This is a genomic window from uncultured Azohydromonas sp., from assembly GCF_937926365.1.
Lineage (GTDB): Bacteria > Pseudomonadota > Gammaproteobacteria > Burkholderiales > Burkholderiaceae_C > Azohydromonas.
The window spans coordinates 14,479-33,943 of sequence record NZ_CALAOH010000110.1; the positions used below are offsets into that span (position 1 = coordinate 14,479).

Genomic DNA, 19,465 nt, shown 5'->3' on the forward strand with positions numbered 1-19,465 from the left:
TGAGCCTGTAGAAGGGCTCAGGGCGAACGGGATGGGCTTCAATCTCGAAGGCGAACTGGAATGAAACCGGCCGAGAAATAAAATAAATCCTCCAGCCGCAAGCCTCATGCTGCACTGCAGCAACTAAAATCCCGCCATTCAGCTCGCGCGGGCAGACGCGGCTGCCGTCACCCTTCCCGGCCGAAGCCCGCGCTCGTCGTCCCGGCTCGATCGTTCCGAACGTCGCGTGCTCATTTCGCCCTTGTTTCGCCAGCGCCAGCCACGCCTGCGCACCCTGTTGACCCTGATGGCGCTGCTGCTCAGCACGCTGGTGGCGGGCGTGATGGCGACGCTGCGCACGACGCAGCTCGATGACCAAGTGCAGGCGGCCACCGGTGCGCTGGGCCTGCAGCAGGCCGCGGGCGTGATGGCGGCGGTGGATTCGGACCTGGGCCGTTTCGGGCTGGAGCTGCAGGCGCAGGCGCGGCTGATCGAAGAGTTGCGGCTGCTGGACCAGCCGCAGCGACTGCAGGCCCTGGTGGCCCGGCTCTATGCCGGGCCCAGCTTTGTCTGGGCCGGCGTCACGGACGCGCACGGCAAGGTGCGCGCGGCGCTGGACGGGCTGCTGGTGAACGTGGACGTGTCGCAGCGCGACTGGTGGGGCGCCGCACGGCGGGGGTTGCATTTCGGCGACGTGCACGAGGCCAGCCTGCTGGCCAAGCTGCTGCCGCAGCGGCACTCGGGCGAGCCTTGGCGTTTCGTGGACATCGCCGTGCCGCTGCGCGACGCCGCCGGCGGCTTTGCCGGGGTGCTGGCGGTGCACCTGTCCTGGCCCTGGCTGCGCGAGCGCATCGGGCTGTATGCCCGGACGTCACCCGCGCAGGGGGCGCAGCTCTTCATCGCCGGGCGCGACAGCCGCCAGCGCCTGGGCCCCGGCGGCGAGGCCGGCGCGCCGCTGCCGCCGGCCGTGGTCGCGACGCCGGAAGGCTCGGCGCTGCTGAAGTGGCCGGACGGCCGGCGCTACGTCACCTCCTGGAGCGCCAGCCGCGGCAGCGCGCCCTACCCCGGCCTGGGCTGGGTGGCACTGGTGCGCACGCCGGTGGAGGCGGTGCAGGCCGCCAACGCCACGGCGGCGCGCTGGACCTGGGGCGCGGCGGCGCTGGGCGTGGCGGGCACCACCGCGCTGGCGTGGCTGCTGTCCACGCTGGTGCTGCTGCCGCTGGGGCAGTTCGTGGCCCGCGTGCGCGGCATCGCCGACGGCGCGAGCGTGCCGCCGCCACGGCTGCTGCCGGCGGAGTTCGCCCGCATGCACGAGGTGGTGCTGGAGCCGGTGCAGCGGCTGCACGAGAAGGAGGCGGCGCTGCGGGCCTCGCTGGAGGACGTGCGCGGCGGCTTCGACAGCGTGGGCCGGGCGCTGCCGGGCATCCTGCTCACGCGCGTGCACGGCCCCGACGGCGTGCACTACGGCCACCTCAGCGCCTCAGCCTCGTTTTACCTGGGCGTGCCGCGCGAGGAGATCCTGGCCGACCGCGGCGACCGCGCCTGGCTGCGCCGCGTCGAGGCCGAGGACGCGCGGCGCATCGCCGCGCTGCTGCCGCGCGTGGATGCCGGCGAGGCGCTGGACTTCGACTTCCGCGTGCAGGGTGACGACGGCCGCTGGCGTTGCCTGCACGCCATGCTGGTGCCGCGCGAGGACGGCCCGGCGCAGGCGCGGCGCGTGGTGGACGGCATCGTGCTCGACGTCACGGCGCTGCAGGAGGCGCGCGCGCAGGCGCAGCGCGCCAGCGAGGCCAAGGACCGCTTTCTCGCCACCATGAGCCACGAGCTGCGTACGCCGCTCAACGCCCTGCTGGGCTACGCGCAGCTGTTGCGCACGCGGCTCGCCGATGCGCAGGATCGGCAAAACGCCGAGCGCATCGGCCAGGCCGGCGAGCAGCTGCTGCGCATCCTCAACGAGGTGCTGGACCTGACCAAGGTCGAGGCCGGGCGGCTGGAGCTGGAGCGGCTGCCGCTGCGCCTGGAGGCCGTGCTGCGGAACTGCCACGAGCTCTTCGCCCCCAACGCCGCCGGCCGGGGGCTGCAGCTGGCGCTGGCGCTGCCGCCGCGGCCGCTGCCCTGGGTGCTGGGCGACGCGGCGCGGCTGCAGCAGGTGCTGTCCAACCTGCTGTCCAACGCGCTGAAGTTCACGCACGAGGGCAGCGTGACGTTGGCGCTGGCGGTGGAGCACGGTGCGCCGGGCGCGGGGCCGCTGTGGGTGCGGCTGGAGGTGCGCGACAGCGGCATCGGCCTGAACGAGGAACAGCGCCGGCGCCTGTTCGAGCCTTTCCAGCAGGCCGACAGCGCCACGGCGCGGCGCTACGGCGGGACGGGGCTGGGGCTGTGGATCAGCCGCCGCTTGGCGCAGGCCATGGGCGGCGACGTGGCGCTGGACTCCGCGCCCGGGCAGGGCACGACGGTGCGGCTGCGCCTGCCTTTCGAGCGCGCGCCGGACGCGGCGGTGGCGCAGGCCATCGGCGCGGCGGCGCCGGCCGAGCCCAGCCCCGCCGCCGGGCTGCGGGTGCTGGTGGTGGACGACGTCGCCATCAACCGCGAGGTGCTCGGCGCGCTGCTGCGCCATCTGGGCCACGGCGTGGAGGAATGCGGCGATGGCGAATGCGCCATCGCGCGCGTGGCCGCGCAGGACATCGACCTGGTGCTGATGGACGTGGAGATGCCGGGCATGGACGGCCTGGAGGCGGCGCGGGCCATTCGCGCCCTGCCCGGCGCGGCGGGCTGCGTGCCGCTGTGGGCCGTCACGGGCCGCGTCTACGAGCAGGACGTGGCGCAGGTGCAGGCCGCGGGCATGGACGGGCACCTGAGCAAGCCGGTGAACCTGGCGGCGCTGGGCGAAGTGCTGCGCACGGTGCAGGGGCAGCGGGCCGGCGCGGCGGTACGGTAATCGGTTCCCGCGAGCCACGGTGCCCGCCCCCCAGGCACCGTCCCGGCCCGTGGGCCGCGCGCGGCGCGCACGCGCGGCGAACCATGGTTGCGTCAACCCGGTCCAGCCCCGGGCAGGGCGAAAATGCTTTCTTACTTCACCACTTGAAAACAGGGATGAGCGACGAGAGCACCACCGTGCTCGGCGCGCTGCGACAAGCCTGTGCCGAACGGCACCAGGCCATCGAGGCGTTGCTGAAGCTCGACCAGGCACTGGACCGCGAGCACTACGCGCGCGTGCTCACCGGCTTCGGCGCCTTCGTGCCGTACTGGGAGGCCCGGCTGCGCCCGCGGCTGCCGTGGCGGCTGCAAGGCTGGTTCGACGACCGCTCGCGGCTGCTGCTGCTGCAGCGCGACCTGGCGGCGCTGGGCCTGGCGCCGGCCCCGGTGGCCGACCCCGTGGCCGACCTGGACCTGCCCGACCGGGCCGCGCTGTTCGGCTCGATGTACGTGCTCGAAGGCTCGGCGCTGGGCGGCAAGCTCATCGCCCGCCGCGTGCACGCCCAATGGGGCATGGGCCCGGACAACGGCGCGGCCTACTTCCACGGCTGGGGGCCGCACACCGGCGCGCTGTGGGCCGACTTCCGCGAGCGCCTGGCGCACGAGGTCGGCACCTCGGAGCAGGAGATCCGCAGCGCCTGCGCCGCGGCCATCGCCACCTTCGACGCGCTGCTGTGCTGCTTCCGCCAAGTGCTGGGCGAGCTGCCGGCCGAGAACGCCTGATGGAGTTCAAGCAGTTCATCAAGGCCATCGCCGAGCTGGGCCTGTTCTGGGCGGTACTCAACGAGCCGCCGCCCGGCTCGGTGCGCCCGCAACGCCAGGGAAGCTGAGCCCGCTTCCCGGCCTTCGGGCCACGGCCGCCGTACCGGTACGCCGCTTGCTGAAGCACGCCGATGCGCCGGCGAAACCTTGTCCTGTACGCCGGCATTGCCGTGCCGCGCATGAATGAATGACACGAACCGATCACGCCGAGGGATGGATGGGCCAGGAGCGCCGACCCGGCGCGCCGCTCGGGGGCTGACGCATGGACCCACTGCCGCCTGAGCTGGCCGACTGCGCCAACGAGCCCATCCGCGTACCCGGCGGCATTCAGCCGCACGGGCGCCTGGTCGCGCTCGCCGCCGACGACGGCCACCTGGTGGCATTCAGCGAGAACTGGCCCGCGGCGCCATCGCTGGACGGATGGCCGGGCTGGCTGCCGGCGCGCCTGGCCGCGCTGCGCGCCGGCGAGGCGCCCGCGGCGCTGGGCACCGTGGCGCTGGAAGGCCGGCGCTGGGACCTCACCGGCCACCGCGTGGATTCGCTGGCGCTGCTGGAATTCGAGCCCGCGGCCGAGCCGCTGGGGCTGCAGGCGCCGGTGTACGACCTGGCGCGGCGCTTCCTGCCGCGGCTGCAGGAGGCCCACGCGGTCACCGCGCTGCTGGCGCTGGCCACCGAGGAGCTGAAACGGCTCACCGGCTTCGGCCGCTGCCTGGCCTACCGCTTCGACGACGAAGGCCACGGCGAGGTGCTGGCCGAGTCGCTGGACCCGGGCTACGACGCCTACCTCGCGCACCGCTTCCCGGCCTCGGACATCCCGCCGCAGGCGCGGCAGCTGTACCTGCTCAACCAGATCCGCCTGATCCCGGACGCCAACTACCAGCCCGTGCCGCTGCGCTGCGTGGACGCGCGCTGGCGGCCCACGGACATCGACCTGTCCTGGGCCGCGCTGCGCAGCGTCTCGCCGCTGCACCTGGAGTACATGCGCAACATGGGCACGCTGGCGTCGATGTCGGTGTCCATCGTCGTGCGCGGGCGGCTGTGGGGGCTGATCTCCTGCCACGACCACGCGCCGCGGCCCGTGCCCTTCGAGACGCGCGTGGCCTGCGAACATCTGGCGCGGCTGCTGTCGCTGCAGATCGAGGCGCGCGAGGACAACGCCGAGGTGGCCACGCGGCTGGAGCTGCGCCAGATCACGCTGGAGATCGTGTCGCACCTGGCCGAGAGCGACGCCACGCTGCGCCAGCTCGCCGAGGAGCCGGTGCTGCTGCGCCTGGCGCGCGCCGCCGGCGCGGCGGTGGTGCTGGACGGCGATTGCTGGACCCTGGGCGAGTGCCCGCCGGTGCCGCGCATCCAGGAGCTGACCCGGCGCATCGCGCTGCTCGGCCGCGAGCTGTTCCACAGCGACCGGCTGTCGGAGCTGCTGCCGGAGATGGCCTGCGGCGACACCGCCTCCGACGAGGGCGGGCATGCCGCCGCCGGGGTGCTGGCGATCTCCATTTCGCAGGTGCACCGGCACTGGATCCTGTGGTTCCGGCCCGAGGTGGTGCAGACGGTGCGGTGGGCGGGCAACCCGCGCAAGCCGATCGCGGCGGCCGACGGGCGGCTGCATCCGCGGCGCAGCTTCGAGAGCTGGCAGGAGCAGCTGCGCGGGCGCTCGCTGCCCTGGGCCAGCGGCGAGCTCGCCGCGGCGCTGGAGCTGCGCCAGGCGCTCATCGGCATCGTGCTGCGCCGCGCCGAGGAGATGGCCGAGTTCGCCACCGAGCTGGGCCGCGTCAACAAGGAGCTCGAAGCCTTCTCCTACACCGTCTCGCACGACCTGCGCGCGCCCATGCGCCACATCGCCGGCTACGTGGACCTGGTGCTCGACGGCGACAGCGAGCGGCTGGGCGAGCGCTCGCAGCGCTACCTCAACCACGTCAAGGAGGCCGCCACCTACGCCGGGCGGCTGGTGGACGCGCTGCTGGACTTCTCGCGCATGGGACGCGCGGCGCTCAAGCGCGGCGAGATCAACACCAACCTGATGGTGGCCGAACTGGTGCGCGAGCTGTCGCAGCAGCAGGGCGAGCGGCCGGTGCGCTGGCAGGTGGCGCCGGCGCTGCCCAACCTCTGGGGCGACCCGCTGCTGATGCAGGTGGTGGTGCGCAACCTCCTGGGCAACGCGCTCAAGTACAGCCGCGGGCGCGACCCCGCGGTGATCGAGGTGCTGCCCCTGCGCCGCCCCGACGGCGCCGGGCTGGAGGTGCGCGACAACGGCGTGGGCTTCCAGATGAAGTACGTGGACAAGCTCTTCGGCGTGTTCCAGCGCCTGCACCCGGCCGAGGAGTTCGAGGGCACGGGCATCGGCCTGGCCAACGTGCGCCGCATCGTGGAGCGCCACGGCGGCAGCGTGTGGGCGCGGGGCGAGCCCGGGCACGGCGCGACTTTCGGTTTCTTCCTTCCCTCCCGAGCCCAGGAGCCTTGATGCTCAAGCCCATTCTTCTCGTCGAAGACGACCCACGCGACCTGGAGCTCACGCTGGTGGCGCTGGAACGCAGCCAGCTCGCCAACGAGGTGGTCATCGTGCGCGACGGCGCCCAGGCGCTGGAGTACCTGCAGCGCGAGGGCGAGTGGGCCGAGCGTCCCGCGGGCAACCCGGCGGTGATCCTGCTGGACCTCAAGCTGCCCAAGGTCAACGGGCTGGAGGTGCTGCAGGCCGTGCGCGCCTCCGAGACGCTGCGCAGCATCCCGGTGGTGATGCTGACCTCCTCGCAGGAGGAGTCGGACGTGGTGCGCAGCTACGCGCTGGGCGTGAACGCCTACGTGGTCAAGCCGGTGGAGTTCAAGCAGTTCATCAACGCCATTGCCGAGCTGGGCATGTTCTGGGCGGTGCTCAACGAGCCGCCGCCGGGCTCGGTCAAGGCCTCGCGGCCGCTGGAATGAGCCGGGGAGCACGGGCATGAGCGACTTCCGCGACCAGCCGCTGCGGGTGCTGCTGCTGGAGGACTCGCGCTTCGACGCCGAGCTCATCCGCGAGGCGCTGCGCAGGCACTACCCGCGCGCGGCGGTGCGCGTGGTGTGCGACGAAGGACGCTTCACCGAGCAGTTGCGCGGGGGCGGGCTGGACCTGATCCTCTCCGACTACGAGCTGCCGGGCTTCAGCGGCGCGCAGGCGCTGGAGCTGGCGCAGACGCTGGCGCCGGGCCTGCCCTTCATCTTCGTCTCCGGCGTCATCGGCGAGGACAACGCGGTGGAGCTGCTCAAGCGCGGCGCCACCGACTACGTCAGCAAGAGCCGCCTGGAGCGGCTGCCAGTGGTGCTGGAGCGCGCGCTGCGCGAGGCGGCCGAGCGCGAGGGGCGCGGTCGCGCCGAGCGCCAGCTGCGCGAGGCCGACGCGCTGTTCGCGCGCGTGGTGGACGCGCTGCACGACTACGCCGTGGTGGTGCTGGACACCGAGGGCCGCATCCGCAGCTGGAACCGCGGCGCGCAGGACGTGTTCGGCTTCGCGCGCGAACAGGTACTGGGCCACCGCGCCGACCTGCTCTACACGGCCGAGGACCGGCAGGCGCGGGTGTTCGAGTCGGGGCTGGAGCAGGCGCTGTGCGAGGGCAAGGCCGCGGACCTGCGCTGGATGCTGCGCATCGACGGCACCCGGCTGCGCGCTGAAGGGCTGACCATGCCGCTGCACGACGACGCGGGGCGGCACAGCGGCTTCTGCAAGCTGGTGCACGACGTGACGCAGGCGCATGCGCACGAGGCGCGGCTGCGCGCGGCCAAGGAGGAGGCGGAGCAGGCCAACCAGGCCAAGGACCGCTTCCTGGCCATGCTCTCGCACGAGCTGCGCACGCCGCTGACGCCCATCGCCTCGGCGGTGTACCTGCTGGAGCAGGTGGCGCAGATCCCGGCGCAGTACCGCAAGCTGCTGCCCATGATCCGGCGCAACGTGGCGCTGGAGGCACGGCTGATCGAGGACCTGCTCGATCTCACCTCCATCACCGCCGGCAAGCTCACGCTGCACCTGCAGCCGGTGGACCTGCACCGGCTGGTGCACGCGGTGGCGGAGATGCTGGCCGACGACGTCAGCGCCAAGCGGCTGCGGGTGACGCTGGCGCTGGAGGCCGCGGACAGCACCGTGATGGCCGACGAGGCGCGCATGCAGCAGGTGCTGTGGAACGTGGTGCGCAACGCCATCAAGTTCACGCCCGAAGGCGGGGGCATCGTGCTGCGCACGTCGAGCGCGGACGGCGAGTTCCGCTTCACCTGCACCGACGACGGCATCGGCATCGCCGCGGAAGCGCTGCCGCAGCTGTTCACGCCCTTCCGCCAGGCCGACGGCGACGTGCAGCGGCGCTTCGGCGGCCTGGGGCTGGGGCTGGCCATCGCGCGCGGGCTGGTGGGCGAGCATGGCGGACGCATCGAGGCCGCCAGCGACGGCCTCGGCTTGGGCACCACGGTGACGATCCGCGTGCCGCTGTCGCAGCAGGCGCCGCATCCCGTGGACGGCACGGCGCTGCCCGCGCAGGACGGGGACGACGGCACGCGGCTGCTGCTGGTCGAGGACAACGAGGACGCGGCCGAGGCGATGCGGCTGTCGTTGGAGGGGCTCGGCTACCGCGTCACGCACGTGGGCACGCGCGCGGACGCGCTGTCGGTGGCGCGCCGCGGGCACTTCGACGTGGTGCTGACCGACCTGGGCCTGCCCGACGGCAGCGGCATCGACGTGGGGCGCGAGCTGTGCGGCTCCTGCCCCGTGATCGCGCTCAGCGGCTACGGCACGCCCTCGGACGTGGAGCGCTCGACGCGCGCGGGCTTTTCAGGGCACGTGGTGAAGCCGGCGGACCCGAGCGCGGTGCATTCGCTGGTGCAGCGGGTGCTGGCGCAGCGGGCGGCGTGAAGGGAGCGTGAAGGCGGCGGCCACGCGCCGCCTCAGCCGCGCGGCTGCCGCATCGCCTGCTGGATCTTCTTGTCGGTCTTGTACTGGCTCAGCGCATACACCGCCCAGATGGCGGCCGGCAGCCAGCCCAGGATGGTGATCTGCAGGATCAGGCAGATGACGCCGGCGATCGGCCGGCCGATGGTGAAGAAGACCACGAAGGGCAGGAATATCGCGAGCAGCAGGCGCATGAGGGGGCTCCAGTTCCGGGGCGGCGTCGGCTGCCCCGGTCAGCAAGCGCCATACCGCCGTGCGCCGCGGTGTTCACCAGTAACTCAAATGGTGCTTCATCGCCCACGCCAGCGCGAAATCGACCGCGGTGGGTTTCAGGTGCAGGCTTTCCATGGCCATCCACAACCAGAGCAGTGCAACGTTCATAGCGAGACCCCCTGCTGAGAATATCGATCCAGGGCCGGGAGCGGCCGTGGACAAATACTAGCGTGCGCATTTTCAATGTCCCGCGCATGCCGCGGTTATTTATGCTCCCAGGAGCAAACTCCCGGGGAAAGCCCCCCAAGACCATGACAAAGCTCCCGGGCGGGACAACCCCAAAAAAGGGGGTTGGAAAATCATTCGCCAGCCACTAAGCGCTCATCGATTTCCTGGAACACCTCCTTGGCGACCAGCAGCGCGTTCACGGCGGCCGGGAACCCGGCATACACCGCCATCTGCATGATGACCTCGACGATGTCCTGCTTCGAGCAGCCCACGTTGAGCCCGCCCTGGATATGCGCGCGCAGTTCCTTGGGCGAATGGCCGAGCGTGACCAGCGAGGCGATGGTGGCGATCTGGCGCTCACGCGGCGAGAGAATGCCGCGGGCGTAGATGTCGCCGTAGGGAAACTCGATGATGAAGCGCGCAAACTCCGGCGCAATATCGCCCAGCGCCTTCATCACGCCTTCGCCGATATGGCCGTGAATGCTGCAAAGCGTGGCCTGCCCACGCTGGAAGCGGTCTGAATCCATGCATTGAATCCCGGAGTGGCAAAACCCGCCATCTTAAGAGCCGGCGCTTGCCAACCGCGAGCGGCGCAGCCCGCCGGGCTCAGTGCGCCGAGCTGCGCAGCGCCTCGCGCGCGAGTTCGTCGATGCGGGCGGTGATGTTGGAGAGTTCCTTGGTCACCACCGAGAACTCGCGGCCGGAGGACTGCGCGCGGGCCGCGGCGATCTGGGCATTGAACAGGACGATGCGCGCCTCCCTGGCGATGGACTCGATCTCGCTGATCACGCCCACGAGTTGCTGCTTGGCCTGCTGCGCCTGCCGGCGTGCCAAGTCCTCGTACAGCTGCGTGATGCCGTTGAGGATACTCAGCAGCGGCGTGGCGCTCTCCACCAACCGGTTGAGCAATTCGGCGGAGCCGCGCACCTTGTTTCCAATGGCATCCTGCGTCTTCCGCGCCAGCTCAATGAATTCTCCGATCGCCCGGTCGCCACCATCCGTCACATAAGCCTGCTGCAATTCCGGGCAGAAAACTCCCGGCATCTCGGAATTTCCACGCATCAGGTCGGCATGGGCTTTTTCAAAAATAGAAAGTGCTTCCCTCGAAACTTCCAGCGCACCGGTTTTTCCCTTGAGCGCCAGCACGGCGTAGAGCACCACGCGCTGCGAGGTAAAACGTCGGCGCCCGGAAAGGTTGATAAGCTTTCCAAATACCTCGCCGGTCAGGCCCGATTGAGGTACGGCAACGGCATGCTGGCCGGCACGTTGAATGGCAGGCGCCACAGTACTGATCCGCATGAATCCACCCTCCTTTGGTTTCCACCGTATCGCGCACCACGACGGGGCGCGAATTTCTTCTTGACGTGGAGCAAGCAGGATCCATACCGGGAAAACCAGAATCGTGCTTGGCAGGGAGAATTTCAGGCGGGATTCCAGCGCAGGGTGATGACAGTGGAGCGCTCCAGGGCGGCCCAGCGGTGGTGCAACCCCGCGCCCCACGCGGCGTAGTCGCCGGGACGCTGCAGCAACACGCTGCGCGTGAGCGCGGCGGGAAAACTGGGGTCGGTGCTGCAGTCGATCCGAAAGCGGGACCCGGCGCTCGCCAGGATCGACACCGGGCGCCCTTCGCTCAGCGGCTTGCCCAGACCGCTCTCGTGGCCCGCAGGATGGTCGAACCACTTGATGCACAGGCCGTGCACGGGCCGATTCCGTGGCACGTGAAGCAGCTCGCCGGGACCGTGGCGCGACCAGTCGCTGAAGCCGATGAACCAGCCCGTGCCCTGGGTGTCGGCGTCGTGAGCGTTGCCGGAGATGAGATCCATGTCGTCAGTGCCGTCGATGTCGTCTTGGCGCAGGCAGGCTTTCGGGCAAGAGCCACGCCCAGGTCTGACAGGCCTTCAAGGTGATGGCGTGGCGGCCGGTGACAGGGCCGGACCGCATGCCGCGCCATCGGCGGTCCCGGGCTCCAGCCCCAGCAGCAGCTCCGGCAGGTTCGCCGCGCCCCACTGTGGCGGGCGCGGCGCCGGCGGGACGGGTTCCCAGGAAAAGCGTTCCTGCGGCAGAGCCAGGGGCAGCAGCGGCGGCGGCGGCTCAAACTTGTCGGCCGCAACGTCCACGCCGAGCCAGTCGAGCACGCGCCTGTGCCATGGAGTAACAGGCGGGGCGGAAGGAGCGTCCATGGGCGTGGAGTTGCAATCGCCGTTCCAAAAATGGTGCGCTGCACAAGAAAAGTCCCGTGATTCGGGGAAATTCCGGGGCTGTGAGTCCGGTATGGCCGGGCCGCGGGCCGCGCACGGGGGCCGCATCGGCGAGTTGGGCGCCAATGTCCATGAGACCGGCGCCGCGGTCCCCGCGTGTTTCCCCGAAGCCAAGCGGAAAAACCCGCCCCAGCGTGAAAAAACTGCGGCCAGCGCCTACGGGAACACGGCATGCCCGCCTACGGCGCCGGCCCGGTCGCTGTCCCAGAGTGGAGCGGCCGGCCAATGCCGGTACGAACCCGACAAGGAGCACGAGATGAACAAGGACCAAGTGAAGGGACGCATCGACGACGCCAAGGGCCGCATCAAGGAGGCTGCGGGCGACCTCACCGGCAATCGCCAGATGCAGCAGGAAGGCCGCGCCGACCAGGTTGGCGGCACCGTGCGCAAGAACGTTGGCGACGCCAAGGAAGAGGTCAAGAAGGGCATCGACAAGCTTTGAGCCGCATGACGCCGCACACGACCCTGGGGCTGCCGCATCGGCGCCCCCCGCCCGCGCTGTGGGCCCACATCGAGCCTCCCGAGCCGGTGATGCCGCCCTCGCCCGCGCCGGCGCCGCTGCCCCCGGGGCCGCCGCCCATCGGCGACCCGGTCCCGGGCCCCACGGACCCCACCCCGCCGGCTCCTCCGCCGCCGGCGCCGATGTAGTCCAGCGACGCGCTGCGCCGGCGCGCCTCAGTGCGCGCCGTTCGCGGCGCCTTCGTCCGCCCCCCGCAAGCCCAGCCCCCGCAGCAATGCCGCGGCGGCCAGCGCGCACAGCGCCAGCGTCCACACGATCACCGCGCCGGTGGGCCAGTCCAGCAGCGCCGACAGCGCCAGCCCCAGCACGTAACCTGTCGCGCCCACGGCGTAGCCCGCCAGCAGCCGGGCACGGCCGCGCAGCGCCGTGGTGGCCAGCGCCGGGACGATGAGGCTGGTGAACACCAGGTACACGCCCACGAGTTGCACCGAGGCCGTGACAGCCAGCGCGAAGGCGGCATAGAAGCCCAGCCGGCCCAGCCGCCGCGGCAGGCCCGAAGCCATGGCCGCCAACAACAGCAGCGTCAACAGCGCCAGCCCCACGAGCTGCGGCGGCTGCACCCATAGGATCTGTCCGACGAGCAGGTCCTTCAGGTGCTCGCCGCCATGCGGGTGGTTGGCCAGCAGCAGCAAGCCGGCGCAGGCCGCCAGCACGAACAGCACGCCGATGAGCGCCTCCTGCTGGCGCGGCGCGCGCCGCTCGGTCCAGGTCAGCAGCAGCGCGCCCAGCAGCGCCGCGCCCACCGCCGCGCCCTGCACCGCCAGGCCGCCTTCGGGCAGGCCCAGCGTGTCGGCCGCGATCACGCCCAGGCCGGCGATCTGCGCGATGGCCAGGTCGATGAAGACGATGCCGCGCTCCAGCACCCGTGTACCCAGCGGCACGTGCGTGGCCAGCACCAACAGCCCGGCCAGCAGCGCCGGGCCCAGGATGCCGGGGTCCAGCGCCTCCCAGTTCATGGCTTCCGCCCCGCCGCGGCCAGCAGGCGCGCCAGCGTGTCGTCGTAGAGGCTGAACAGGTCCCGGGCCGCGTCGCTGCCGCCCACGGTGAAGGGCAGCTTCACGGACGGGATGCCGGCGTTGCCGCTCAGCCAGTCCGAGGGCTTTGGGTCCTGGTAGGCGGCGTGGATCACCATCTTCGCCGGCATGCTCTTCAGCGCCGCCAGCACGGCCTGCAGCTGCGCCACCGAGGGCTCCACGCCCGGTTTGGGCTCCAGCACCGCCACCTCTTTCAGGCCCAGCCAGTCGTAGAGGTATGGAAAGCCCTTGTGCTGCGACGCCACCGGCAGGCCCTTGAGGGGAGCGGCCTGCGCGTTCCAGCGCGCCAGCGCCTGCTGCCAGCGCTGGTTGAAGTCGCGCTCGCGCTGCTGATACTCGGCGGCATGCGCGGCGTCGATCTGCTGCAGCCGCGCCGACAGCGCCGCGGCCACCAGCGCGATGTTGCGCGGATCGGTCTGGATGTGCGGATTGCCCGCGGCATGCACATCGCCCTGGGAGCGGTCCGGTTGCGCGGGCACCTCCAGCTTGCGCACCACCGAGGCGGCCTCGAAGTAGCCGGCCCCGCCCGGCTGCACCTCGGCGTTGCCCGATTGCTGCAGCAGCAGCGGCAGCCAGCCCGCCTCCAGCTCCGCGCCGGTGCAGAACACCAGGTTGGCGTTGCGCGCACGGGCCACGAGGCTGGGCCGGGCTTGGATCTGGTGCGGGTCCTGGCGCGCGCTGGTGGCTACGGCCACGTCCACCTGCGCGCCGCCGATCTCCATCGCCAGCGCGCCCCACTCGGGTTCGCAGGCCAGCACCTTCACCTTGGCCTGGGCCGGCGTGCCCAGCAGGGCCAGGGACAGCGCGGCCAGGGACAGGAACAGATTGCGTTTGCTCATGCTGAACCTCGCGCTTCGGCTCAGAAGCCGTGGGCGCCGTGCGCGCCCAGGCTCATCTGGTATTGCAGGAAGAGCTGCCGGTCGCTGCCGCCTTCGCGCGCGCGGTCCTGCGCGAACTGCAGCCGCACGCGCGAGAACTCGCTCGGGCTGTAGTCAAGCATCAGCGTGTGCTTCTTCGGCTTGAAGCCGCTGCCAGCCACCAGGCCGGAGGCATCGTCGGGCGAGCCCGCGTCCAGCCGCTCGGTGCGCAGGCCCACGCGCCAGCGCTGCATGAACTGGTAGAGCCCCTGCACGTACCAGCCGGACTGCGTGGAGCGGAACTCGCCACCCATGCCGTCTTCCAGCACCAGCGCGCCGCTGCGCCGCGCCTGCAGGTATTCGCCCTGCAGCGTGAAGTGGGTGTGCGTGGCGTTGCCGTCGGGCGCCCATTTCCACACCGCGTCGGCGATCCACACGCGGGTGCGCCCGGTGAAGAAGGTGGGAGCGTCGTCCGCAGCCAGACCGATCAGCTCCTGGCCGTTGGCGCGCGCCTGCAGCACCGACACGCCGGCACGCCAGCTGTGGCTGCCGCCGACGTCACCGCCCGTGTGCAGGCTGAAGGAGCGCATGCCCGCGCCGTTGCCGCCGCCCTCCCCACCGGGGAACCCGCGCCCGCGGCCCACCTCGGCGCTGAGCTCGATGAGCTGGTCGGTGGGCGCGATCCAGCGCAGCTGCAGCCCCTCATCGCCGTACTGCGTGCCCAGCAGCGCCTGGTAGGCCAGCGGGTTGTCCACGAAGTCCCAGGTGTGGGCGTGCCGCGGGTTGAGGTAGCCGATGCTGGAGAGGAAACGCCCGGCGCGCAGCGTGAAGCCGCGGCCCAGCGAGGTGGTCTCAATGAAAGCTTCCTCCACCGAGAACTCGTCGTCCGGGTGCAGCGCGAAGCTGGCCGCGCCGCGCAGCCACGGGTCAATGCTGGCGCTGAAGCGCAGCTCGCTCTCGCCCAGGCCCAGGCCGCGCTGGCCGGGACCGACCTCGGCATCCGGCGCCAGCCCGAAGCCGCTGATGCGGTAGCTCTCGGGATCGCGCGAGGTGCGCGTGTACTGCCCCGAGAGGATCAGCGAGATGGCCGGGTTGAAGGCGTTGTTGCCGGGCGCCGCGGCCCGGCCGGCCGGGGCTGCCACGGCGGTCGCGCCCGACGGGGCGGGGGATGCGCCGGCGGCGGGTGCTCCCGCAACGGCCGGCGCGGGAGCGGCCGGGGCGGCGCCTTCGGCCGCCTTGAGTCGCTGCTCCAGCGCCTGCAGCCGCGCCTCGTAGGCGCTGCGCAGGGCCTGGATCTCGTCGCGCAGAGCTTGCAGCTCGGGGTTGGAAGAGGAGGTTTGGGCAACGGCGGGCCCGGCCAGGGCCACTGCCAGGGCCGCGGGCAAGAGGGACTTGTTCAAGAGGGATTCCTTCACGCAAGAACGTGCACGAGCGCACCCGGCATGCGCGCGAAGGCGCACCGGGTACGGCGTTTAGACGGTCAATGCGTGAAGGCGGGCGGGGCGCGGCTGTCGTAGACCGGCGCCGGGGTGGGCAGCCAGGGCTGAGTGAGGACCGCCGCAGGCATGGCCTGCGCCGCGTCCAGCGGCGGCAAGCTGGGCAGCGCCGCCGGCAGCGCGCCGCCGGCCACGGTGGCGGCGGTGATGCACAGCTCGCAGTGCGCGGCATGCAGCGCCTGCTGCTCGTCGGACGCGTCCTGGCCACCGGCCAGGTGCGACACCGCGTGCCCCGCCGCCACCGCCTGCGCCAGTGGCAGCAGCAGCACGAGCAGCCACGCCAGGAAGCGCGGCGGCAGGTTGAGGCGGAAACGGGGTCGCATGGGGGACACGATCTTACGGGCTCACCGTGGGTACGAGTCCCGACAGCCGGTATTCGGCAGGTCTCGTCCCAAGTTGAGGGCGCACCGGCCTCGAGGTTTCAGGGCTTGGGTTGCTGAGTACGCTTCCAGTCTTCCACCGCCTTGAGCATGGCGCCAACGTGGCCGTCCGGGTTGAGACTGGAATAGACCGACAGCACCTTGCCCTGCGGGCTGATGGCGTAGGAGATGCGGTCGGCCATGTCGCGCTTGAGCCACATCGTCGCGTCGTACGCCTTCATGACATGCGCGCCGGCATCGGCGGCCACGGCGAAGCGGTTGCGGCAGGCCTCGACCGAGAATTTCTGAAGCGTGGCGATGTCGTCGTTGGACATGCCGATCACGCTGGCCCCCAGCGACTCGAACACCGGCGTGGCCTCGGCGAAGGCATGGGCCTCGACGGTGCAGCCGCTGGTGAAGGCGCGCGGGTAGAAGTACAGCACCACCGGCCCCTTGCGCAGGGCCTCGGCCAGCTTGAAGGTGAAGGTCTTGCCGCCCAGCGCCGCCTCGGCCGTGAAGTCGGGGGCATCCGCGCCCACGGGCAGCGCCGCCTGCGCGGGCACGGCGCCCAGCAGTCCTGCCAGCAGGCCGGCCGCGGCCAGGCCGGCACGCCAACGCGAATCGCTCATGCGAAAACTCCTGTGGATGGAATGCGGGGCACTTTACGCGCGGGCTCCAGGACAATCCGGCCCCTTGAAGCAATCACAGAAAGCCTGACGTGGACTATCCGCAGTACGACCCCTCGCTCCCCGACCGTCCGCTCAGCGACGACGAGCTGGGCAAGCTCGATGAAACCCTGCTGTCGCTGCCGTCCGAGGCCGCGATGAACGTGGAGGCGCTGGACGGCTACCTGACCGCGCTGCTGCTGGCGCCCACGCCGGTGGCCTCGCTGCCCGCCGCGCAATGGCTGCCCGTGGTGTGGGGCGGCGACGGCCCTGACGGCAAGCCCTTCCCCAGCAACCGCAAGCGCAAGGACACCGCCGTGCTGGTGCTGCGCCACCTGAACAACATCGCCACGCGGCTGCGCGAGGCGCCCGACGACTGGGAGCCGGTGGTGAGCGTGGCGGAGGTGAAGGGCCAGGAACTGGTCGATGCCGAGGACTGGTGCATCGGCTTCCTGCAGGGCGCGGCGCAGGACCCCGACGGCTGGGGCCCGCTGTTCGACGACCCGGCGCTGGGCGACGTGCTGGCGCCCATCGTGCTGCTGGGCGGTGACGAGGCCGGCCTGAGCGATGCCGAGCGCCAGCGACTGGAGGACCCGCAAGCGCGCGACGAGCTCAGCCGCGCGGCGGTGGACGCGGTGCTGGTGCTGCTGGAGCTGCGGCAGGGGCGGACCGCGGCGGAGGGCTGAACAAGCCCGAACGGGTCGTGGTCCGTGAACTATCCAAGACCCGTATGAGCGCCCGCTACGCCGCCCCACCCCCACGCACGAACACCAGCACCAAGTTGTTGGCCGGCATCGCCACCGTCTCCTGAAGCATCAGCCCGGCCTCGCGCGCGGTGTCCGCCACGTCGGCCACGCGGCGCAGTCCCCAGGCCGGGTCGCGCGCGCGCAGGTCGGCGTCGAAGGCCAGGTTGCTGGGCGCGGTGGGCACCTCGTCCTGGATGAAGGGGCCGTAGACCAGCAGCGGCGCACCAGGACGCAGGTGGCGCGCGGCACCGCGCATCAGCCCGGCGCAGCAGTCCCAGGGCGCGATGTGCAACAGGTTGGCGCAGTAGGCGGCGTCCAGCTCGGACGGCACGCCGCTCCAGTGCGGCGCGCGCACGTCCAGCAACAGCGGCGGCAGCACGTTGGGCACGCCTGCGCACCAGGCGCGGATGGAGTCCAGCGACGCCGCGTCGCCCTCGCTGGGCAGCCACCGCCACTGCGGCAGCGCCGCGCCGAAGTACGCCGCGTGCTGGCCGCTGCCGGCGGCGATCTCCAGCGCGAGGCCGCCATCGGCTGGCAACACGCGCCGCAGCACGTGCAGGATGGGTTCACGGTTGCGCTCGGCGGCGGGGCTGTGGCGGATGGGCTGGTTCATGGCAGCGATGCTACGGGGGCCGCCGCGCGGTCCGTGCCATGGCATGGGCATCGTGGTTGCCGCATCGGCGCCTCTTTGGCTTTTCTTCAGCCGCAGGAGGACGCCGCCATGCCCCCCGTTCCCGCCATCGACCAGCCTGCCACCGACCAGCGCCCGGGCTCGGGCCTGCAACGCGCCACCGGGTGGCTGCGGGAGTTGAAACGCTTCGACGACCAGCGCCCCAGCGTGCCGGGCGAGCACTGGTTCGCTTTCGGCACCGGCGCGGCGCTGCTGTAGCGCGGGCGCCGCTCCTCCAGCGCGCTGCTGCGCACCGCGGCCACCGTGGGCGGGCTGCTGTTCATGGCGCGCGGCCTCAGCGGCCGGGACGGGCTGGTGGCCAAGCTGCGCCGGCGCTGAATCACGGCGCTGAATGGGCCGGCGCACCGCTTGTGGGCGCTATCCGACAAGCGGACACGTCCCCGTCCGATGGCGGGCGCTCGTGCCGGCGCGCAGTCTGTGCGCATGGCCGGTATCGGCCCCTACAAATGGAGACGACCATGCGCAAGACCCTTCCCCGCCGCGCCGGCCTGCTGGCCGCCCTGGCCGCCGCGCTGCTGGCCGGCGGCTGCGCCAGCATGGACCGCTGCGACCGCAACACCGCCGTGGGCGCCGCCGTCGGCGGCGTGGCCGGCTCGGTGCTGACCGACCAGAGCACCCTGGGCACCGTCGGCGGCGCCGTGGCCGGCGGCGTGCTGGGACGCGGGCGCGGGTGCTGAGCCGCGTCGAGGTTCCGGGCGGCAGGGAAAGCGCCTAGCCCTGCCGCCCCTTCCACCCCTCGAAGCGCGTGCGCCACTCGTGCATAGGCGAGCCCGGCGGGTGCTGCTGCGAGGCGGCCAGGCGCTCGATCAGCTTCTCCTGCTCGCGCGTGAACTGCGCCGGGAACAGCGGCTTGACGTCCACGATGTAGTGCGCCCGCGGGCCGCCGCGCGTCTTGGGGAAACCTTGCCCGCGCAGCCGGTAGCGCAGGTGGCGCCGGTCCAGCCGCAACTGCTGCATGCCGCCGAGCGTGGGCACCTCGATCCAGCGGTTGGCCATCCACAGGAAGCCGTCCACCGGCATCTCGCAGTGCAGCGTTCCGTCTGGGTCCAGCCGGAACAAGGCGTGCTCGCGCAGCATCACGTGCAGCTTGAGCCGGTCGCCGTGCGTACCGCCGGCGGAGAGGTTCAGCTCCTCGCCGTGGCGCAGCCCCGCCGGCAGGTCCACCGCGATCTCGTAGCGGCAGCGGCCCAGCTCGCCATGGCCATTGCAGGCTTCGCACTCCAGCCGCGCCAGGCCATCGCCCTCGCAGTGACTGCAAGTCTCGAAGCCGGTGACCCAGCCGAACCAGTTGCGCTGCCCGATGCGGCCCACGCCATGGCAGTGCTCGCACGGACGCGGGCTGTGGCGGTAGCCCAGCCCCTCGCAGGCTTCGCAGCGCTCGACGTGGCGCCCGCGCAGCACCATGCGTCCGCCGACGGCCGCCTGCTCCAGCGTGAGCTTCAGCTTGCGCTCGATGTGCCAGGCCGGGCGCGGCGGCTCCGGCGGCGGCGTGCGTGCCGATTTGGAGGCCGGCGCGGGCTCCGCCTGCGGCTGCGCTTGCGGCCGGGCCTCGGCCTCGACGCCCTGGCGCAGCAGCTCGAACGCCAGGTTGATGCGCTGCATGCGCGCCACGGCCTGCGGGCTGGCGTTGCGGTCCGGATGCCATTGCGATACCAGGCGCCGCCACGCGGCCTTGATCTCGTGGTCGGTCGCGCCGGCGGCCAGCCCCAGCTCGGCGTAAGCGTCGTCGGTCCCCATGTGTCCCTCGTGTGCCGCCTGCTTACCTGCCGCGGCGG

22 protein-coding genes and 1 pseudogene are annotated in these 19,465 nt (G+C 71.8%); 11 read left to right on the forward strand and 12 right to left on the reverse strand.

Annotated elements, in window-relative coordinates:
• Window positions 1-226 precede the first annotated feature (226 nt).
• The 6 genes and pseudogenes from Q0741_RS11265 (at window position 227) to Q0741_RS11290 (ending at window position 8,587) form a co-directional block, all read left to right on the forward strand.
• Window positions 227-2,917, forward strand: coding sequence for an ATP-binding protein (locus Q0741_RS11265; RefSeq protein WP_298233296.1), 2,691 nt, complete (start codon window positions 227-229; stop codon window positions 2,915-2,917).
• A gap of 155 nt (window positions 2,918-3,072) precedes the next feature.
• On the forward strand, window positions 3,073-3,678 hold the full coding sequence (locus tag Q0741_RS11270; protein ID WP_298233297.1) for a biliverdin-producing heme oxygenase: 606 nt from the start codon (window positions 3,073-3,075) through the stop codon (window positions 3,676-3,678).
• Window positions 3,678-3,785: pseudogene (locus Q0741_RS11275) on the forward strand (response regulator); the annotation flags it as partial. The gene Q0741_RS11270 and the pseudogene Q0741_RS11275, both read left to right, overlap by 1 nt.
• Before the next feature lie 194 nt (window positions 3,786-3,979).
• On the forward strand, window positions 3,980-6,178 hold the full coding sequence (locus Q0741_RS11280; RefSeq protein WP_298233298.1) for an ATP-binding protein: 2,199 nt from the start codon (window positions 3,980-3,982) through the stop codon (window positions 6,176-6,178).
• Window positions 6,178-6,636, forward strand: coding sequence for a response regulator (locus Q0741_RS11285; protein ID WP_298233299.1), 459 nt, complete (start codon window positions 6,178-6,180; stop codon window positions 6,634-6,636). The genes Q0741_RS11280 and Q0741_RS11285 overlap by 1 nt, the downstream gene beginning before the upstream one ends.
• Before the next feature lie 16 nt (window positions 6,637-6,652).
• Window positions 6,653-8,587, forward strand: coding sequence for a response regulator (locus tag Q0741_RS11290; RefSeq protein WP_298233300.1), 1,935 nt, complete (start codon window positions 6,653-6,655; stop codon window positions 8,585-8,587).
• Between the two features lie 32 nt (window positions 8,588-8,619).
• Here the strand turns inward: Q0741_RS11290 and Q0741_RS11295 are convergent, their stop codons facing one another.
• The 5 genes from Q0741_RS11295 to Q0741_RS11315 all read right to left on the reverse strand — a co-directional run bounded on the left by Q0741_RS11295 (window position 8,620) and on the right by Q0741_RS11315 (window position 11,199).
• Window positions 8,620-8,817 carry a YqaE/Pmp3 family membrane protein gene (locus tag Q0741_RS11295; RefSeq protein ID WP_298233301.1) on the reverse strand — a complete coding sequence of 66 codons (198 nt, stop codon included), beginning with the start codon at window positions 8,815-8,817 and terminating at the stop codon, window positions 8,620-8,622.
• Between the two features lie 378 nt (window positions 8,818-9,195).
• Window positions 9,196-9,591 (reverse strand): carboxymuconolactone decarboxylase family protein, encoded by a 396-nt coding sequence (locus Q0741_RS11300; protein ID WP_298233302.1) that lies wholly within the window; start codon window positions 9,589-9,591, stop codon window positions 9,196-9,198.
• 79 nt (window positions 9,592-9,670) lie between these two features.
• Window positions 9,671-10,363, reverse strand: a complete 693-nt coding sequence (locus tag Q0741_RS11305; RefSeq protein ID WP_298233303.1) for a type IV pili methyl-accepting chemotaxis transducer N-terminal domain-containing protein — start codon at window positions 10,361-10,363, stop codon at window positions 9,671-9,673.
• A gap of 122 nt (window positions 10,364-10,485) precedes the next feature.
• Entirely contained in the window at window positions 10,486-10,887 is a 402-nt protein-coding gene (locus Q0741_RS11310; protein ID WP_298233304.1) for a hypothetical protein, read from the reverse strand.
• Window positions 10,888-10,962: 75 nt separating this feature from the next.
• Complete coding sequence (locus Q0741_RS11315; RefSeq protein ID WP_298233305.1) at window positions 10,963-11,199, reverse strand: hypothetical protein; 237 nt, start codon at window positions 11,197-11,199, stop codon at window positions 10,963-10,965.
• 43 nt (window positions 11,200-11,242) lie between these two features.
• Here Q0741_RS11315 and Q0741_RS28890 point away from each other — a divergent pair, with 43 nt between their 5' ends.
• Window positions 11,243-11,764 carry a CsbD family protein gene (locus Q0741_RS28890; RefSeq protein WP_367184098.1) on the forward strand — a complete coding sequence of 174 codons (522 nt, stop codon included), beginning with the start codon at window positions 11,243-11,245 and terminating at the stop codon, window positions 11,762-11,764.
• Between the two features lie 5 nt (window positions 11,765-11,769).
• Entirely contained in the window at window positions 11,770-11,970 is a 201-nt protein-coding gene (locus Q0741_RS11325) for a hypothetical protein (RefSeq protein WP_298233306.1), read from the forward strand.
• A gap of 27 nt (window positions 11,971-11,997) precedes the next feature.
• On the opposite strand, the gene Q0741_RS11330 is transcribed toward Q0741_RS11325, so the two are convergent.
• The 5 genes from Q0741_RS11330 to Q0741_RS11350 form a co-directional block, all read right to left on the reverse strand.
• Entirely contained in the window at window positions 11,998-12,798 is an 801-nt protein-coding gene (locus Q0741_RS11330; RefSeq protein ID WP_298233307.1) for a metal ABC transporter permease, read from the reverse strand.
• Window positions 12,795-13,715, reverse strand: a complete 921-nt coding sequence (locus Q0741_RS11335; RefSeq protein WP_298233308.1) for a zinc ABC transporter substrate-binding protein — start codon at window positions 13,713-13,715, stop codon at window positions 12,795-12,797. Before Q0741_RS11335 ends, Q0741_RS11330 begins: the two co-directional genes overlap by 4 nt.
• A 20-nt stretch (window positions 13,716-13,735) precedes the next feature.
• A complete protein-coding gene (locus Q0741_RS11340) occupies window positions 13,736-15,133 on the reverse strand; it encodes a hypothetical protein (RefSeq protein WP_298233309.1) in 1,398 nt (465 codons plus the stop codon).
• 80 nt (window positions 15,134-15,213) lie between these two features.
• A complete protein-coding gene (locus tag Q0741_RS11345; protein ID WP_298233310.1) occupies window positions 15,214-15,552 on the reverse strand; it encodes a hypothetical protein in 339 nt (112 codons plus the stop codon).
• A gap of 98 nt (window positions 15,553-15,650) precedes the next feature.
• On the reverse strand, window positions 15,651-16,217 hold the full coding sequence (locus Q0741_RS11350; protein WP_298233311.1) for a peroxiredoxin: 567 nt from the start codon (window positions 16,215-16,217) through the stop codon (window positions 15,651-15,653).
• An 89-nt stretch (window positions 16,218-16,306) separates the two neighbouring features.
• Between Q0741_RS11350 and Q0741_RS11355 the strand changes: the two genes are divergently transcribed.
• Window positions 16,307-16,939 carry a UPF0149 family protein gene (locus Q0741_RS11355; protein ID WP_298233312.1) on the forward strand — a complete coding sequence of 211 codons (633 nt, stop codon included), beginning with the start codon at window positions 16,307-16,309 and terminating at the stop codon, window positions 16,937-16,939.
• Window positions 16,940-16,994: 55 nt separating this feature from the next.
• Here Q0741_RS11355 and Q0741_RS11360 read toward each other — a convergent pair whose 3' ends face one another.
• Window positions 16,995-17,612 (reverse strand): DUF938 domain-containing protein, encoded by a 618-nt coding sequence (locus Q0741_RS11360; RefSeq protein ID WP_298233313.1) that lies wholly within the window; start codon window positions 17,610-17,612, stop codon window positions 16,995-16,997.
• A gap of 108 nt (window positions 17,613-17,720) precedes the next feature.
• On the opposite strand from Q0741_RS11360, the gene Q0741_RS11365 reads away from it, so the two are divergent.
• Both Q0741_RS11365 and Q0741_RS11370 read left to right on the forward strand, forming a co-directional pair.
• Window positions 17,721-17,888 carry a hypothetical protein gene (locus Q0741_RS11365; RefSeq protein WP_298233314.1) on the forward strand — a complete coding sequence of 56 codons (168 nt, stop codon included), beginning with the start codon at window positions 17,721-17,723 and terminating at the stop codon, window positions 17,886-17,888.
• Window positions 17,889-18,148: 260 nt separating this feature from the next.
• Window positions 18,149-18,367, forward strand: coding sequence for a glycine zipper 2TM domain-containing protein (locus tag Q0741_RS11370; protein ID WP_298233315.1), 219 nt, complete (start codon window positions 18,149-18,151; stop codon window positions 18,365-18,367).
• 34 nt (window positions 18,368-18,401) lie between these two features.
• Here Q0741_RS11370 and Q0741_RS11375 read toward each other — a convergent pair whose 3' ends face one another.
• Window positions 18,402-19,427, reverse strand: coding sequence for a DnaJ domain-containing protein (locus tag Q0741_RS11375; protein ID WP_298233316.1), 1,026 nt, complete (start codon window positions 19,425-19,427; stop codon window positions 18,402-18,404).
• Window positions 19,428-19,465: the final 38 nt, after the last annotated feature.

Excerpts from the sequence above, each read along its gene's own strand:
- Q0741_RS11270 (WP_298233297.1), top strand. The coding sequence starts at position 3,073 with ATGAGCGACGAGAGCACCACCGTGCTCGGCGCGCTGCGACAAGCCTGT.
- Q0741_RS11280 (WP_298233298.1), top strand. The coding sequence starts at position 3,980 with ATGGACCCACTGCCGCCTGAGCTGGCCGACTGCGCCAACGAGCCCATC.
- Q0741_RS11285 (WP_298233299.1), top strand. The coding sequence starts at position 6,178 with ATGCTCAAGCCCATTCTTCTCGTCGAAGACGACCCACGCGACCTGGAG.
- Q0741_RS11290 (WP_298233300.1), top strand. The coding sequence starts at position 6,653 with ATGAGCGACTTCCGCGACCAGCCGCTGCGGGTGCTGCTGCTGGAGGAC.
- Q0741_RS11295 (WP_298233301.1), bottom strand. The coding sequence starts at position 8,817 with ATGCGCCTGCTGCTCGCGATATTCCTGCCCTTCGTGGTCTTCTTCACC.
- Q0741_RS11300 (WP_298233302.1), bottom strand. The coding sequence starts at position 9,591 with ATGGATTCAGACCGCTTCCAGCGTGGGCAGGCCACGCTTTGCAGCATT.
- Q0741_RS11305 (WP_298233303.1), bottom strand. The coding sequence starts at position 10,363 with ATGCGGATCAGTACTGTGGCGCCTGCCATTCAACGTGCCGGCCAGCAT.
- Q0741_RS11310 (WP_298233304.1), bottom strand. The coding sequence starts at position 10,887 with ATGGATCTCATCTCCGGCAACGCTCACGACGCCGACACCCAGGGCACG.
- Q0741_RS28890 (WP_367184098.1), top strand. The coding sequence starts at position 11,243 with ATGGGCGTGGAGTTGCAATCGCCGTTCCAAAAATGGTGCGCTGCACAA.
- Q0741_RS11325 (WP_298233306.1), top strand. The coding sequence starts at position 11,770 with ATGACGCCGCACACGACCCTGGGGCTGCCGCATCGGCGCCCCCCGCCC.
- Q0741_RS11330 (WP_298233307.1), bottom strand. The coding sequence starts at position 12,798 with ATGAACTGGGAGGCGCTGGACCCCGGCATCCTGGGCCCGGCGCTGCTG.
- Q0741_RS11335 (WP_298233308.1), bottom strand. The coding sequence starts at position 13,715 with ATGAGCAAACGCAATCTGTTCCTGTCCCTGGCCGCGCTGTCCCTGGCC.
- Q0741_RS11345 (WP_298233310.1), bottom strand. The coding sequence starts at position 15,552 with ATGCGACCCCGTTTCCGCCTCAACCTGCCGCCGCGCTTCCTGGCGTGG.
- Q0741_RS11350 (WP_298233311.1), bottom strand. The coding sequence starts at position 16,217 with ATGAGCGATTCGCGTTGGCGTGCCGGCCTGGCCGCGGCCGGCCTGCTG.
- Q0741_RS11360 (WP_298233313.1), bottom strand. The coding sequence starts at position 17,612 with ATGAACCAGCCCATCCGCCACAGCCCCGCCGCCGAGCGCAACCGTGAA.
- Q0741_RS11365 (WP_298233314.1), top strand. The coding sequence starts at position 17,721 with ATGCCCCCCGTTCCCGCCATCGACCAGCCTGCCACCGACCAGCGCCCG.
- Q0741_RS11370 (WP_298233315.1), top strand. The coding sequence starts at position 18,149 with ATGCGCAAGACCCTTCCCCGCCGCGCCGGCCTGCTGGCCGCCCTGGCC.
- Q0741_RS11375 (WP_298233316.1), bottom strand. The coding sequence starts at position 19,427 with ATGGGGACCGACGACGCTTACGCCGAGCTGGGGCTGGCCGCCGGCGCG.